The sequence below is a fragment of the Cyanobacteria bacterium GSL.Bin1 genome, from assembly GCA_009909085.1.
GTDB lineage: Bacteria > Cyanobacteriota > Cyanobacteriia > Cyanobacteriales > Rubidibacteraceae > Halothece.
Window position 1 is genome coordinate 39118 of the sequence record JAAANX010000083.1, and the last position, 16555, is coordinate 55672.

Annotated in this window: 12 protein-coding genes; all 12 read right to left on the reverse strand. The window is 44.8% G+C overall.

The window, feature by feature from the left end:
* Nucleotides 1–148 precede the first annotated feature (148 nt).
* The 12 genes from GVY04_10440 to GVY04_10495 all read right to left on the reverse strand — a co-directional run bounded on the left by GVY04_10440 (nucleotide 149) and on the right by GVY04_10495 (nucleotide 16545).
* Nucleotides 149–1729 (reverse strand): DHA2 family efflux MFS transporter permease subunit, encoded by a 1581-nt coding sequence (locus tag GVY04_10440; GenBank protein NBD16530.1) that lies wholly within the window; start codon nucleotides 1727–1729, stop codon nucleotides 149–151.
* A 168-nt stretch (nucleotides 1730–1897) separates the two neighbouring features.
* The gene (locus GVY04_10445; protein ID NBD16531.1) at nucleotides 1898–4186 is read right to left on the reverse strand and encodes a polysaccharide deacetylase family protein; all 2289 of its coding nucleotides are present in this window, start codon (nucleotides 4184–4186) and stop codon (nucleotides 1898–1900) included.
* A gap of 55 nt (nucleotides 4187–4241) precedes the next feature.
* Nucleotides 4242–5486 (reverse strand): hypothetical protein, encoded by a 1245-nt coding sequence (locus GVY04_10450; GenBank protein NBD16532.1) that lies wholly within the window; start codon nucleotides 5484–5486, stop codon nucleotides 4242–4244.
* 67 nt (nucleotides 5487–5553) lie between these two features.
* Nucleotides 5554–6615, reverse strand: coding sequence for a UDP-glucose 4-epimerase GalE (gene galE, locus GVY04_10455; protein NBD16533.1), 1062 nt, complete (start codon nucleotides 6613–6615; stop codon nucleotides 5554–5556).
* Nucleotides 6602–7942 (reverse strand): hypothetical protein, encoded by a 1341-nt coding sequence (locus tag GVY04_10460; protein ID NBD16534.1) that lies wholly within the window; start codon nucleotides 7940–7942, stop codon nucleotides 6602–6604. Before GVY04_10460 ends, galE begins: the two co-directional genes overlap by 14 nt.
* 25 nt (nucleotides 7943–7967) lie before the next feature.
* Nucleotides 7968–9200 (reverse strand): glycosyltransferase, encoded by a 1233-nt coding sequence (locus GVY04_10465; GenBank protein ID NBD16535.1) that lies wholly within the window; start codon nucleotides 9198–9200, stop codon nucleotides 7968–7970.
* 4 nt (nucleotides 9201–9204) lie between these two features.
* Nucleotides 9205–10068, reverse strand: a complete 864-nt coding sequence (locus tag GVY04_10470) for an SDR family NAD(P)-dependent oxidoreductase (protein NBD16536.1) — start codon at nucleotides 10066–10068, stop codon at nucleotides 9205–9207.
* 31 nt (nucleotides 10069–10099) lie between these two features.
* Complete coding sequence (locus GVY04_10475) at nucleotides 10100–11956, reverse strand: non-ribosomal peptide synthase (protein NBD16537.1); 1857 nt, start codon at nucleotides 11954–11956, stop codon at nucleotides 10100–10102.
* A 10-nt stretch (nucleotides 11957–11966) separates the two neighbouring features.
* Complete coding sequence (locus GVY04_10480) at nucleotides 11967–12263, reverse strand: acyl carrier protein (GenBank protein ID NBD16538.1); 297 nt, start codon at nucleotides 12261–12263, stop codon at nucleotides 11967–11969.
* A gap of 19 nt (nucleotides 12264–12282) precedes the next feature.
* Nucleotides 12283–14742: a beta-ketoacyl synthase gene (locus GVY04_10485; GenBank protein ID NBD16539.1), complete on the reverse strand. Its 2460-nt coding sequence runs from the start codon at nucleotides 14740–14742 to the stop codon at nucleotides 12283–12285.
* 49 nt (nucleotides 14743–14791) lie between these two features.
* Nucleotides 14792–16207: a hypothetical protein gene (locus GVY04_10490; GenBank protein NBD16540.1), complete on the reverse strand. Its 1416-nt coding sequence runs from the start codon at nucleotides 16205–16207 to the stop codon at nucleotides 14792–14794.
* Nucleotides 16208–16263: 56 nt separating this feature from the next.
* Complete coding sequence (locus GVY04_10495; GenBank protein NBD16541.1) at nucleotides 16264–16545, reverse strand: acyl carrier protein; 282 nt, start codon at nucleotides 16543–16545, stop codon at nucleotides 16264–16266.
* Nucleotides 16546–16555 lie beyond the last annotated feature (10 nt).

The window sequence follows — 16555 nt, forward strand, 5'->3', positions numbered from 1 at the left end:
GTTATTTTTCATAGAATAAGGAAACTTATTTTTATGGGAGAAATTGACAGTTTGCTAGATCCGCATGATTGTTATTAAAAAAGTCTGGGAACAGGTTGAATTAATGTTTACTCTTTTTTTTAAAAGCGACTCAGGAGTTGATTATTTGCTATTCCTTAGCGCGATCGCGCATTCCTTTAACGGATGACGGAACAAATGCCAAAATTAATAACACGCCAATAACAAGAGCCATACTTGCGATTAAAATGGCAGTGTGTAACCCCGAGACAAACGCCTGACTAAACAACTGATGCCAAAGAGAAGGAGAGATCCGTTCCGGGAGATCACTGGGAATTTGGGTTCCGTTATGCAAGGCATCAGCAATAATTTGATTTTGGAGATTTGAGGGCAAATTCCAATCAGAAAGGGAGCGCTGGAGATTAGCAGTTAACCCTTGGCTGAGAATCGTACCCTGCAGGGCAATTCCCAGAATCCAACCCATGCGGTTAAAGGTGCCGTGTATCGCTGAAGCAATACCCACTTGTGTGAAAGGGATAGCACTCATCGCCAAAGAGGATAGTGGACTGAGGGTTAAACCAGCCCCAAAGCCATAAACAACACAACTGAGCCAGATATCTTGGTATTCTGTGTTCGCACTCGTGCTCAAAAAGGAAAAAGTGGCTATGCTCATCAAAATGAGACCATTACTAATTGCAAAACGCCACCCCAGCCGAGCAACCAACCATCCCGAGACAAAAGAGGCAACAATGAAAGCACCATTGAGTGGCAGAAAACGGACACCCGCTCCTAGGGCTGAGTAACCTTTTATTTGCTGTAAAAATAAATTGAACAGGAATAGCAAACTGACTAGGGTCAAGAATACCAATACTGAAACGATATTCGCGATCGTAAAATTTGAATGACGAAATAAATTTAAGGGCAACATCGGTGAGCGACGATGGGACTCGATCACCAAAAAGGCAAGTAAGCTCAGTGTTGCCATAGCAAACAACCCAATAATTAAGGGAGATTGCCACCCAGCACTATAGCCTTCGGTGATGGCATAGACAAAAGAACCCAGGAAAATAATGCTCAGCAACAAACCTGGCAGATCAATAGATTGCTGATTCGGATTTCTCACCTCCTTCACTACCCAAGAAGTCACCCCAAAAGTGAGTATCGCCAGTGGTAAATTGATAAAAAACACGCTTTGCCACCCGAATTGATCGACCAGTAACCCACCCAGCACTGGACCTGTAATTAAGGCAAGTCCCGCTACAGCAGTCCACATTCCAATCGCTTTCGCTTTTTGCTTTTCTTCTGGAAAGGTATCGGTAAGGATAGACAAAGAAGCTTGTACTAAGGCAGCATCACCAAGACCCTGCAACACTCTGCCCCCAACTAACACCCCCAACCCAGGAGCAAAACCACAAACGAGAGAACCCAAAGCATACGCAAATAATCCCCCAAGAAAAATGCGTTTGTGCCCATAAATATCGCCCAGTCTCCCGGCAGAAAGGACGAAACTAGTAGAAGGAAGAGCATTGGCAGTGAGAATCCACTGTAATCTTGACAAATTGATGTTTAAACCCGATTGAATTTGAGGGAGTGCGACATTCAAGAGCGTATCGTCGATATTAATCATCAATAACGCCAAACACATTGCCATCAAAGTGGCAGCTTTAGCCCGAGTCCAATATCTAACTTCTGTTCTAGCGGTTGCAGTCCTAACAAAATTGGGTAGTTCCATGATGACGCAGAATGACAAAAAATTGATTGGAGCACTTTCAAGAGGTAAATCTTGATCGATATCAGAACGAGACAAAACACGATTGTGATCTGACTACGACACAGATTGACCTACTCTAGTTTTTTATAATTTGGGGAATGTTGTCTCCACAGTTCTGGTGATTCTCTTTCAAGAGATTGCAGAATTAAGTGCTACGACTGAGTGAGCAGGAAATACTTTATTTTCAAACTCCTGTAAGGGATCAGTGCCCTCAATTTCAATCCGCGAGAGTTGCAATAACCGGTCTTGATCACTACTGAAGCCTTGCTGACAAGATACAGCAATGTTGTAGCCGCATCTTCCAATGAGACGTTGCACCACTGAATCTAAATCACCATAGGGATAGGCAAAACTTGTGATGGGAACGCCCAGTTCACGCTCAATTATTTCTCGCGATTGAGACCCTTCCCGTAGGACTTCTGCTGGAGAAAGAGAAGTCAGGGGGCGGTGAGTGAGGGTATGAGAACCAAACTCAACCCCTTCGTCATGCAGTTCCTTAATTTGTCGCCAATTGAGCAGAGGTAACGCTTCTCCATACTCAAAACAACTATCCCAGCGATTGGTTTGACCGACAAAGTCAGCAACGATAAAGACTGTTGCAGAAAAACCGTAGCGCTTGAGCAAGGGCCAAGCATAGGTGGCAAAATCGAGGTAGCCATCATCAAATGTAATCAGTACTGGCTTACCCGGAAGGGGTTCTTTTGTTACTAGAGCTTTCCGCCACTGTTCCAATGTAATGCTGTATGCTCCTGCTTCTCGTAGGTAACGTAACTGCTGTTCAAACGCTTCTGGTGTGACTCGCCAGCGCGTAAATTTTGAGGAACCAGTGGGGGCAATGTGATGGTACATTAAAATCGGCAGTTGGCAGGTCTCTATCGTTGCTGGATCAGAGGAGGTAGAACACTTTTCTATTGGCTTTGCTAATTTGAAAGACCGGGACAACGCCTGCCACTGAGCTTCAGAAGCCTGCCTGAAAATGATGTCAGCAAATTCATCCGCGATCGCGTCGGCTAGAACTTGACTCGTCACCTTCCCTTTCAGAATCGGCAGTTCTAGAAAACCCAGTGGTTTGCCTGCTAATTGCACGGTGCAGTGTAGGCGTTCGGTTGATGAGGGGGGAAAAATATCGGGAATGGGTTGCGTCACTTCGATTGCCGTAGCATAAATCACACCTAGGGCCACGGGTCGGGATCCCACAGCCTGTTCTAAAATCCCTCGTTCCATATTGAGGCGCGCCCGAGGAGCAAAGGCAGGAATTTTGAGACGCTGTTCCAAGGTAATTGCCAAGTCATTAATGGGTTGTTCCAGGCTTTCCCATAAATAATGATATTCGCTCAAAGGATGACAGGTCGGTATTGGCAACGCATACAAAAAAGGTTCCAGTAAATCCATGGATATGGCATCTAGACCATACTCCCCAGGAAGCTCGGCGAAAATCGGATGAAAATCCTCACCGGCACCAATGGCTAACCCAGCATAGGTACACGCCAATCCTAATTCCAAAGCAGGGAGACGTTCAGCGGATTTCCCTTCTGCGTGCTTGGCATAAGGCATTAAGGCTCGGGGATAAGAAGTATGACCTTGAGTTAGGACTTGCATTGCCTCTTTAAACATACTCAAGATTGTTAAGTGGTGGTTTCCCTGGCGGGAATGAATCACTTGCACCGCCTGAAAGGCTAAGGTGATTGCCCTTTTATGGAGAAATCGTCGTAAACTGAAACCGAAAGGTATCTCATCGATTGTTTTCATGAGACGGAACCATCGTTGAGTGATCTCCAGTGCTCGTTTTGAACGAAACCCGATCCGATCGAGCGCTAATACCTCATCAGTTCCGCCAAAATAAGCCCCTGTCCGGGCAATTCTCTGCCATAAATCCCAATCTTCGTGAGTGTGTAAGCTGGGATCAAATTGACCCACTGCTTCTACTAAAGACCGCTTGACAACACAGCTATGAATGGCAAACGGATTCCCTTGGGCTAATTGATCGAATAAATCTCCTGAAACAGTCAAGGATTGCGGTGGACCGTAAGGTTTTTGATCAGAAGTCACTCGTGCCCAACCACAGTAGGCAACATCGAGTTGAGGTGTTTCCGTTGCTATGGCTGTTAATCGTTCCAGATGAGAAGGAAGAATCCAATCGTCTGCATCAAGAAACAGCAACCAATCAAATTTAGCATGGGTAATACCGACATTGCGCGCCGCACTTTTCCCTTGGTCTGGTTGTTCCAGCACCCGAATGCGAGCATCTTGGTCTACAAACTGGGCAACAATGGCGTTGGTTTTCTGGTCGGCAGGGTCATGAATAATAATCGCTTCCCAACCAAAAAAGGTTTGAGAAATAATTGATTCGAGGGTCTCAGCAAGGGTTGGGGCTGCACCAGCAGCAGGAATAATGATGGATATATTCAAATTTTTCATGATTGAATTTTGTAAAAGACACAATCGTTTTGGCTCATCTTTTTAAGTAAATTGGCTATAACTGGCTTATCTTGGCTTGCACAGAGGGTCGTGGTGTTGTTGCCTCATCACCAGTCGCAAGAATTTGCTGCAATATTTCGGGAACTTCAAAAACAGCGCGGTTATTGATGGCAGAAACGCGATCGCGATAACGGGCAAAGGTTTCGGGGACTAAAAACGACTCAACAGCTTTGTGAATCTGCTGAAAGCTGGGAATAACCATACCAACCTGTTTTTCTTTAACCCAAGTCGCGTTGTATTGTTCTTGGGGAAGAGTGCCAAAATTGTGTTCTACGATGACCGGTAGATTCATCGCGATCGCTTCGCTGAGGCTGCCGGGTCCTGGTTTGCCGATAAAAAAGTCAGCCAGATGCATATAGTAAGGAATCTCTGGGGTAAACGTCGTGATCAATCGCTTTTGTTGACCTTGGCTTTCCCGGAGTGCTGAAGCAACTGCCTCATTCCGTCCACACAGAAAAATCAGTTGCAATTTGTCACCGAAATACGCTAAACGTTGAGCAATTTCTAGCATCTGATTGGAACCGCATCCGCCAAACAACACCAAGCCTGTCAGGCAGTCTGGATCTAACCCTAAACGTTGTCTTTCCGCAGCGCGATCGCGAGTTATGGGTTCATAAAAACGGGGATGAATCACCATCCCGGACGTTTTAATAATTCGTTTTTCCTCCAATCCTAAATCACGGGCTTGCTGTTCTGCTCGTTCGGTTCCACACAGCACATACATTCCCGTTTTGGGTTCGATCCAAAAAGCAGGGGGAGAATCGGCAAAATCAGTGAGAAGGGTTGCCACTGGAGTCCCTGGCTTCTCCTGCTGCAAGCTGTCCCAAATTACTTTGTTATACAGAGGTAATACGGAAACCACCAGATCGGGTTGTTGATTCCGCCATAACTCACTCGTTATCCTTATAGCAGCATGATAATTGAGCTTAACCAGTAATTTAATCAGCGGATTGGTTAGTTTTTGAAGCAGTTTCCAGTTTTTCTGCTGGGCTTGACTAACAAACTCTCCCGCTGAGGTGCCTAGTAAGCTAAAGATATCTAATATCTTTTTTTGTTCGGTTAAACCTTGGGTCAAAGATGCAACATCAACAACAGTCAGTTCCCAAGGCAACTGCTTTTGTTCAATAACTGACTGTAAAGCCTCAAAGGCAGCATAATGTCCGCCACTCCCGCTACAAGTGGTAACCACACTGACTCGAAATTTCTGATGGGAAGATAAAAATGATTGCGTCCCTTCCATACCTCTAAAACCCTTCTCTAGTAATGAATGACAAAATCACTTGGTTAGATCTGTGATTAAGCAAAGCTCATGCGATCGCGCTTTTGAAATTGCGGTTTGATTGCAACTGATATACTGGAAAATGCTCTGGCTTGCCAGATTTCGAGAGCTTCTTCTGCCAAGCTAGGCTGGTTTGTATAATTACGTCTAAATCAGCATACGCTGGGTTCCAATCCAATATCTTTCCGATTTGATCTACAGAAGCAATGACGGAGGCAGGATCACCCGGACGCGGATCAGTTTCAACAACTGGAAAATCCACATTTGCAATCGCCTTCACTCGCTCGATTACTTGCCGCACACTGTACCCTTGCCCATAACCACAATTCAGGATTTGACTTTCACCGCCCTGTTCGAGATAACGCAAAGCAGCAACATGAGCGGATGCTAAATCTTCCACATGGATATAGTCCCGATTGGCTGTCCCATCGGGGGTCGGAAAATTAGTCCCAAACATTGACAAACTGGGTCGCTTGCCAAGGGCAGCAGCACAAGCAACTTGAATTAATTGCGTTGCCTCTGTATTGTTGCAACCTAAATTCCCTCGCGGATCCGCCCCAGCAACATTAAAGTAACGTAGAATCACATAACGCAAAGCAGAAACAGCACCGTAATCGCGAATCAACCATTCACTCATCAGCTTGGAACGTCCATAAGGATTAATGGGCTGTGTCGGTGCGAATTCAGACACGGGATTTTCTTGAGGTTCACCGTACACCGCAGCGGTACTGGAAAAAACCACTTGATTTACGCCCATTGCACTACAGCACCGGAGTAAATTGAGGGTGTTACGAGTATTATTTGCGTAATAATCCAGGGGATGAGCCACCGATTCCGGAACGACCAAGCTAGCAGCAAAATGGAGCACCGCATCAAATTTATATTTTGAAAAAACTTGATAGAGTCGGTCGATATCCCCTAAATCACCAATGATTAATTCACCGTACAAAACAGCATCTGGCAAGCCTGTAGAACAATTATCATAAATAACGAGATCGTAACCCGCTTCACCCAATTGTTGGACGATATGGGAACCGATGTAGCCTGCTCCGCCAGTCACTAAAATTGTGGGTGGTTTAACCTGAGACATGATTGCTTCCTCCTTGTTCAGTTGGGGTTGCACAAACGGTTTGCGAATCAAAACTGTCATTGGCTGCACTATTTCCATTGCAGTTAAGGGGTTCTACCGTCGTTGACGGGTAGTGAGTAGCAAGAATACGCTGCAAAATACCAGGAATTTCAAATACGGCTTGGTTATTGATCGCTGAAACCCTCGCCCGATAAAAATTAAAGATTTCGGGTTCTAGAAATTGCTCAACAGCGTTTTGAATGTCGCGATAACTCGGGATTACTACCCCTAATTCCTTTTGTTCAATCCAATGAGTGTTGTATCGTTCTTGGGGAAGTGTGGCAAAACTACGCTCTACAATCACGGGTAGGTTCATCGCCAATGCTTCACTAATGCAACCAGGACCTGGTTTACCAATAAAGAAATCCGCAATACTCATGTAATAAGGAATTTCTTCAGTAAAGGTAGTAATAAATCGTTTTTGCAAACCTTGGCTCTCTCGGAGAGTGGAGGCTAATTTTTCATTATGTCCACAAATCAAGATCAGTTGCAGTTTATCCTGGAAAAATGCCAGTCGTTGTGCAATTTCCGGCATCACTTTAGACCCATTTGCCCCAAACATGACCAGTCCAGTTAAACAGTTGGGATCTAGCCCTAAGCGTTGTCTTTCGCGTACTTTAATGTTGTTAGACGTTGCCTGCTCTAATAAACTAGATTCATAAAAGCGAGGGTGAATGACCATTCCTGAGGTTTTAATAATTAGATTCTCTCTGACTCCCAGCGAACGAGCTTGTTCAACCGCTTTTTCTGTCCCGCAGACCAAATAACTTTCTGTTTTAGGTTCAATCCAAAACGCTGGCGGAGAATCGGCAAAATCAATAAACACAGTGACCATAGGAGTCCCTGGCTTTACACTTTCTAAACTTTCCCAAAGCATCTGATTAAAGAGAGGAATCAAAGACACCACTAAATCAGGCTGTTTTTCGCGCCAATGTTCTTCTAAGAATTTCTTCCCAATCTTGTAATTGAGTTTGATCAGTACCTTGTATAGAGGTATTAACAACCATTGCAACCATACCCAGCGTTTTTGTTGCACTTGGGTATAGCTTTCAGAAGCAGAGGTTCCGAAAAGACTAAAAATATCGAAAATTCTGTGTTTTTTTGCTAATTGCTTGGTTAACTCTCCGGTATCTGTTGCACTAATTTCCCAAGGCAGGTTCTTCTGTTTTAATACATTAGATAGAGCATTATAAGTAGCATAATGTCCACCGCCACCACCCATGACGATAAATTTAATCCGCAATGGTTTTTGCCTTTCTGTATCTCGATTAAATTCTAATAGTTCCATAATCTTAAAACTTACTTTTAATAATTTAGAGGGGGACTAATTTTTGTAAATTTACTGAATTTAAGATTGTTTGATAGTGATTATTGATGTTGCGACAACCTTGTTCACTAGACATTTGATTCGCATCTTTTAGAGCATTTTCAATAATTTTCTGATTATCATTTTGCAATGCTTTTTCAATCGCATTCCTTAACGCTTCAACATGATTGGGTTGAACTAAATAACCATTAACTCCGTTTTTCATGTACTCAGAAACTGCCCCACTATTAACGGCAACAACTGGAAGACCTGATGCCATAGCTTCGACAACGGTTCGCCCAAATGTTTCATAAGGGGAAGGATTGCAAAATAAATCACACGAAGCTAATAAAGCTGCCTTAGCTTCTCCATGAATAAATCCTGTAAAGTGAAGATTACGAATCGGTTGAGCCAGGCTTTTCAATTGATTCAATGTTGTCATTGGACCATCACCTGCAATAATTAGTGAGTAATGATCTTGTCTGAGCTTGGCAAATGCTTTAATGAGCAAATCCACTCGTTTTTCTGAACTGAGACGACCCAGAAAGAGCAAAACTTTATTATCTTTTTCTTCAGGACTCAACCACTGATTTAAAAAGTCGCGATCGCGATGATTTGGACTATATAAAGAAAGGTCAATTCCAAAAAAAGGAATATATTGAGTATTGTTAATTCCCATTTGCCGCAGATTATTATTAACCAGTTGACTGGGAACGAGTGTGGTATCAAATTGACGATATAAATAATTTGTTAGGGGACGAATGAAGATATCTCGTAATAATTTCCAAGTGGAGTAACTCCCTGCAAAATTGTAGTAATCAGTCTGGTATTCGGCAAGATAGGGAACTTGATTTTTTTTGGCATATCCTTTTCCTGGAAATTGCCAAGAGCCAAATAAGAAAGCCCGCTCGACATCGACTAAAGTAATGAGATGGGGTTGGTAATGGATTAACCTTTGATGGATTTGTTGTGTTGCTGCTACGGTCGGAACATAGTGTAAATTATAAGGAATCCAGGGTTTAGAGGGATACGTTTCAATAATTAAGCGTTCCCTTAAATGGGAGGGCACTGACGGTAAAGATAATGGATTTTGACAATCAGGGGCTAAAACAACCACTCGGTACAGTCCTTGCTCAGCTAACCATTGAACTCGCTCCCAGTTGTACTGGGCTGAACCGCTTACTTCTGGCGGAAAAGTGGTAAAAATATACGCCAGAGTATGAATTTTGGGAGAACTCATGACATCAACCTCCGTAAATTTTTATCGTGTTTTTGTGATCGATTTGCTCTGGTTTAATCCGCATTTGATTGCGTTTTGTAACGCCCAGCCACTGATTCACTGAATCTCCAACTTTTGGGAAAAATTGTTCAATAGCTAATAGCAGTTTTGTCAGATTTGTTGTTAAAAAATTGCCATTAATGATGACTTCTGCTTGGTTGTGCGCGATCGCGCTGACCACTGCTTGAACAACATCTTTTGCTTGCGAGATCCCTGCTAAAGGAGGGGCAGGAATACCGGTATTGGCAAGCAATCCGCAGTCGGCAATATATCCCGGACAAATCGACGTCATCTCCACCCCCGTACCCGCCAATTCTTGTCTGAGGGCATCCGCCCACATGATTAAACCGGCTTTACTGGCAGAGTAGGCACTGTCGTAAGGGTGTCCCTTTTTCCCGGCAAGAGAGGCAATATTGACAATATGACCGCTACCCTGACGTAGCATCTGAGGTAAAACCAAACGGGTTAACGCCATCGCAGCGAGTAAGTTAACGGATAGCACCGACTGCAAGTCATCAAGAGAATAGTCAGGGAAGGCTTGATAACGTTCTATGCCCGCGTTATTCACTAAAATGTCAACGGCACCCAGTCGGTTTTCGATTTGTTCGACAAGGGTTGGCAACTGTTCCACCTGGCTGAGATTAAAAGGGATGCCGATTGCGGTTCCGCCACTGGATTCAATTTCGCCACAAACGCGATCGAGTCCGGCTTGGGAACGGGCAACAGCAACAACTGTTGCTTGGTTTTTCGCCAGTTCGTGAGCGATTAGTGCCCCAATACCGCGAGAAGCACCGGTGAGAAGGATCGTTTTACCAGTTAGGGTGGTCACGTCATTAGTCTCCGAATAATGTGCGCTTGTTTTAGGGCTTGGCAACGGCTAATGGTCTTTCACTCAGCGAAGCAAAATGTTTCCCGCCGAGTTCGATTTGTCCGTTTTCGATGCCCGTGTTTAATCTGGCAAGGAGATACTCCGGATCGCTGGTGATCATATTGGCGCCGTGATCCGGTTCAATTAAGCTGGCAAGGGCAATCGGGGGATAATTTCGGTTCGCCAGCTGGTAAACACTCAGAAAATTAAATACCCCTGATTCGTAGGTGCCACAGGGAACAGACGGATGTTCGACCCCTGCCCAATCTTCGTTTTCAGCAAACCAGTCTTTAGCGGGATAGCCGTGAAAATGAATCATTGGCGCTCCCTGTTCAATCAGGTGGGGTGCGTATAACGCTGCTGACAGCGCGATCGCGACCATGACATAGGTGTCGTAAGAGGGTTTGATATCCACTTGATTAAGATCAATTCCTTCTGGAATTTGCAGGCATAAGCTGTTTTTCAGACCAATCCGGATAATATCTCGCTCTAGGCTCAAATTCGTTTTATCCGCACCGGATCGCGAACAAAGCAACCAAATATCGGGGATTTGTTTGTAGGCGTATTCCCCTTTGATCTGGGTTTTTAAGTAGCGTCTGCCCGCCTCATTTTGACGGACTTCATCGGTACTGAATCCCTCTACCGGCAAGAGACTTTCCCAGACACTGGCTGGTATTTCGCGATCGCCGATGTATTGGGGAGGTTCGGCATAAGCAACAAAACCGTAGGAAACCCCCGTTCTGCCATTGACAATGACATCAACAATATCGCGATGGGATTGCCGTTTCACGACTTCACCGAGTTGAAAGCCGGAGGGAAATAAGCCAGTGCTTGCCAAGTTTTGGCTTAACTGTTGTAATTGGATGGCGTAAGTCGAGTCTTGGGGATGATAGTCGCTAATTTGAAACCGACTCAGGGGGAGGGGCGCGATCGGGACGTAAATTTTGGGAATCAGGGATTTTAGAATAAAATGATCGAATTGCTCTCTGGGAAAAAGGGAATCCGAAAGATTCATATTTAAAATTGAAATCTCTTGCTCGGAAATCCCAATGGCAATTTCGGAAAAGTTTTTGACTAAGGTATTGACCCCAAGGGCAATCTTCTTTGGGTAGGGCAGTTTTGAACTTACAAACTCGCGGTCTAATTCGCTCAACAAAATGACTTGGGTGGCTGTGGGATCTTCAAGGCGTTGAATGGTATGGTCTTCTGCCCAAGCAGTTAACTGAGTAATTGTTGCAATTGACTTGTTTGGCAGAAAGAACTGAGCATAAATTTGATAGAATTTCTCGGCAAGAAAACTTTTGATGGGATGAGTGGGTCGCTCAACATCAATCACTGCACTAATCTCCGGTTTAACAACCCTTGTCTTCACCGTCTTTTTCCATGGCGTTAGCGGTATTGATAGGTCATAAGCAAAGTCTCGGGTCGCTTCTTCCCAAGGGATAATTTGTACGCCGTAGTCTTGTAACTTTAGTTTTAGCTCTTCTCGAAACTGCCCAACGACTTCATTTTCAAATCCTTTTGGCAACGGTCTCAACGTGACTTTCAGTTGTTTCGCCATCACCATGGGATCGATAATGGGGGATTGAAATGGGATCGAGGAACTGGTGTTAAACCCTCCCAGTAAACGACCAATGGTTTGTAAGCTCAGTCCAGTCGCGGTTTGGCAACTGGAATCCTTACTTTCATCCAGAAAAGCAAGAATTTCCGTTTTATGAGCAGCCAGTTCTGCCCGAAGCTGTGGGGTTAACGTTCCTTTGGGGGCATTAATTTTGAGTTGCTCGCCATTGCGCCACAACTGAATGCCTTGTTGATTAAGGTGGTTTAAAAGTGCTGATAGATCAGACATGGCTTGACTCTTAAAGTTCTAGGATTTCTCGGTCTGAAGTTTGTAAAGCGTCCGCTAAGTATTGCGATAAGGACTCGATATTCGGGTAATTCCAAATCACAAGCGGGGAGAGTTCCAAGCCGAAATGCTGTTTCCCGAGATTGGCAATACTCATGGTTTGTACCGAGTCTAAGCCGTAACTCTCAAACGGGAGGCGAATATCAATTTCATCGGGATCGATCCCAAGCTGTTGGGCAATTTGAGAAGCCAACCAGTCTTGAATCTCTTCTGCATCCAACGTTGAGAATTCAATCATCTTTTCTTGCATGGGCTTTGACCTCTTGCTATCAATTTCTTTTTGCTAACACTGCTAGGAGTTCTGGCAGCAGTTCGAGATGCGCTTCTGAAACCTTGCCTGTCTCTTTCAACAAATGCCTGATTTGTTGGATGTCAGTTGGTTGGAGATTAGAACCTAAGGGGGTTTGATGCTCAGAGTCAGTTTGTTCAAACCAGTAGCGCTGTCGCTGAAACGGATAGGTTGGCAATTGCAAACGATGACGGGAATAATCTTGATCAAAACCCGACCAGTTTATAGCAAAGCCACGGATATATAATTCTCCTAAACTAGAAAGGAGCCCTTGCCAACTGCCTTGTTCGGGATGGAAGCTACCGAGGGCAAGTTGCCCTTCTGCGATAGTAGTTGGGGGTGACCCCATTGCCAACACCACTTGCTCGTTAGCGAAAGCACCAAAAGACGAGGGTTCCGAGGAGTGGAGATGACGACACCAATACTTGGGAGTAGCGATTGCTGCTGTAATCGGTTCTCCGGTAGCTGGGGAAATGAATGGGATCTGAGGTTGGGTGTAGGTGACGGTTTCTGCTACGTTGTCTCGCGATCGCGCAGACGAATGCGAATCAAGGCTTGCCATCACCAATTTCAGGGCTGCTTCCAGAGTGAACACCCCCGCGACGGTTGCTGCAACATATTCTCCAACGCCACCCCCCATAACGGCTTTGGGCTTAATCCCCCAGGAAGCCCATAATTGCGCTAAGCCATACTCAATGGCAAATTGGGTGAGTGGTCGATGTTCAGCATCAACCGATAAAGGGTTTGCTTGGAGAAGGTCGCCACACTGCGCGATCGCGCTGCGAAAAGTGGGCTGCGTTTGATAGAGTTCCTCTCCGAGAGGCAAAAATTCTGACGGTTCGTCATGGGGGAAAAAGAAGATCAGTTGGGGACGCTTTCTCCCCTTAACCTTGCCTTTCCCAACGCCAGCACTGTCTTTTAACCGTTGGTATAATTCCGGGCTAGATTCAGCAACAACACAAAGCCGATCGTCAAAATGAGTCCGTTTGGTATTCGCGGTAAAGCAAATATCAGCCAAGGAGGCTTCTGGATGAGCGACTAAGAAATCAGCATACTGTTGTACCATCTCCTGTAACGCCGCATCGCTTTTTGCTGACAGGGTGAGTATCTGTAGCGGACGGTCTTTCGTTGCTGTTTTGCGAAAGGTCTGTGTTAAAGGGGCTTCTTCTAAAATAAGATGGGCATTTGTCCCGCCAAACCCAAAGGCACTCACCCCAGCCAAACGAGGCTTTTCTCCCCGACACCAAGGCTGGAGTGCTGTAGGAATGGCAAACGGTGTGTTTTCTAGAGAAATGTAAGGATTGAGCGTTTCCAGATGGAGGTGAGGGGGAATGGCTTCGTTTTGTAAGGAGAGAACAACTTTCATCAAAGCCGAAATTCCAGCCGCTGCTTCTAAATGACCGATATTCGTTTTCACTGAACCGATGTAACAAGGTTGATCGGGTTCGCGACCGTCTTTCAAAACAGTTTGTAAGGCTTTCCACTCAATCGCGTCTCCAACTGCTGTTCCCACGGCATGGGCATCAACATAGCTAATTGCTGACGATTCAACATTCGCATTAACTAACGCTTGTCCCATGGTTGTTTGTTGTGCCAGCCCTTTTGGGGCACTCAAACTATTACTCAATCCGTTGTGGCTAACCGCTGACCCTCTAATTAGCGCGAAAATTTGATCCTGGTCTTTGACTGCATCGGAGAGACGCTTGAGGATAACCACGCCACATCCTTCTCCTCTGATATACCCATCAGCACTGGCATCAAAGGTTTTACAGCGACCGTTATTCGCAGATAACATCCCCGTTTGGGAAGAAGAAATCGTCGAATCCGGTGAAAGAATTAAGTTAACGCCTCCTGCTAAGCAGAGATTCGATTCCCCACTACGCAGACTCTGACAGGCTAAATGGACGGTCACTAACGACGAAGAACAAGCCGTATCCACTGCCATACTCGGACCCCGCAAATCCAGCATATAGGATAAGCGGTTAGCCGTGACACAAGGCGTTGTTCCTGTCCCACTATAAGGACCAATGCAGTCAAAATTCTTGTACAGCAGGCGATGATAATCGATAGTACATAGACCAATAAATACGCCGGTTGAACTACCTGCTAACTCAGTGGGGACAATCCCAGCGTTTTCCAAGGCTTCCCAAGCCACTTCTAAAAAGAGTCGCTGTTGAGGATCACAATGTTTAACCTCTTCAGTGGACATCCCAAAAAAATCGGCATCAAAACCATCAACATTTTCGAGAAAACCGCCCCAACAGGCATTCATTTTACCTGGGGTCTCGGGATCCCGATCATAGAAGTGATCAATATTCCATCTTTCTTGAGGGATGGGCGCGATCGCGTCAACCCCATTTTTTAACAGTTGCCAAAAGGCTTCGGGATTTTTCGCTTGGGGAAAACGGCAACCTATGCCTACAATTGCAATCGGTTCCATAGAATTAAAGATAAATTAATAACAACAGTAACGGGATGGATAGATTGGGTTAACCTTCGTGTGCGAGAACCAATTGAGCGAATTGCTTGAAGGTTTGAGTATTGTTTTGGACAGCTTTCTCAATCGAGCCACCCGCAGCCATAATGCCCATTTCGCGATTCACTGACCATTGGTAATCTAAGCGAGTGAACAATCTTCGCATTAATTCGAGAAGACTTTGCTGATATTTCAGTCCCACTTGATAGCCTTCGTGGTCTTGACAGACACATTTTTCCAGCCAATGGAGCGCGTCTTGAGTATCCATAGCAAACAGCGGTGATTTCAACAGCTTGTAATAAAAGGTCATCAACATCGGGTCGTCATAAACACAGCGACCGGGCAAAATCCCGGATAAACCGCTCAATAGGCTACATTGCATCTTGTAAACGATCAGACCGGAGATCCATTTCTCGTAAGCCGTGGGCTTGGGAAAATCTTTATACATATCTCTGGCAAGGGTTTGAGAAATGGTGGTATGGAAGGCTTCGTCTAAGAGATGGTAGTAAGAGACCGCTGTGGGAGTGGGAATCGGCTGTCCTTTTTGCGCTAAGTCCCGATAGTATCGAATATAGGGATATTCTTGATTTTTGAGAATGGCATTAGCTGTATAGCGCAAGGAATAATACTGACACGCCATAAACGGCGACAGTCCCCAATGCACCGTAAAAAATTTCAACCAGTAACGCGGGGCAATTCTTCCCCCTAATCCATCGGAAGGCGCTGGAATTTCCTTACCCTCTTCTTCTAAATTTTTTAAATACTGAGAGTAATATTGTTTTTTCCCACCCAGCATTGTTTTCGCGATCGCGCTCAAAAATTTGTCTCGATGTAGCGAGAAGGGGGAACTGCCTCGATTTGCTATAAAATAATCCTGCAAAGGCTGAGGCAATAGGCGTTTCAACCAAACTTCATTCCCAGGAAGCGTTTTCTCATAAAGGGAATTGCCTAAAATCGTTTTGCCGACAAGCGCCATCTTGGTTTTATAGCCAATTCTTTGAAAGGTGCGGATGTGATAGCTTTCTTGTTCGGTTTCAAAATCGAGTTCATCACAAAGGGTTTCATATCCACCAACTGCTCGAAAGACCCCATTAGTCACCTGATTATAAACACTGGTTGTGGCTTCGCTAACCGCCGTATGATTATAATTACCCACCCAATACAGATGATTAAGGGCTCGTTTCTGGGTTTCAGAAGCAGCTTCATAGAGAGGCGTACCATACAGTAAAGAAAGTTCGCGATCGCCCCAGTAATAATCACGATTACTGGCGTAGTCAAATTCCTTTCCGAGGTCGCTAATTTTCTCTGTGTAGTCTGAGTCAGTGTTGTTATGGAAGGTTTTTGCAATCACCTTTAAATGCTTTGACTGAGAGATCTCTGGTAGTTGAGATGATTGTTTTTTGGCAGCGATTCTATTTAGAGTTACCATAATTGTTTCTGGCTCAGTTTCATTGTCACTTCAGTTTCAGTTACCCTGACTAATGCTTAGGAATTTGGCTCACTTAAATGTTGAACCAACGCCTCAACCGTGGGATAGTCATAGAGCAAAGTGGGATCGAGCTCTATTGATAGCCACTCTTCCAAATCACCGGTCAAGCCCACGGCAACGGAAGAATCTAAACCATAGCGATCAAAAGGAATAGTAATATCCACTTCTTCCGGTTCTACTTCCAATAAGTCTGCTAAATAAGCAACAATCCAATCTTGAATTTCTACCGGCGTGGGGAAGTTTTTTGGCTCTGTTTTATTAACTACGAGATGATTCATGGTTTTTATT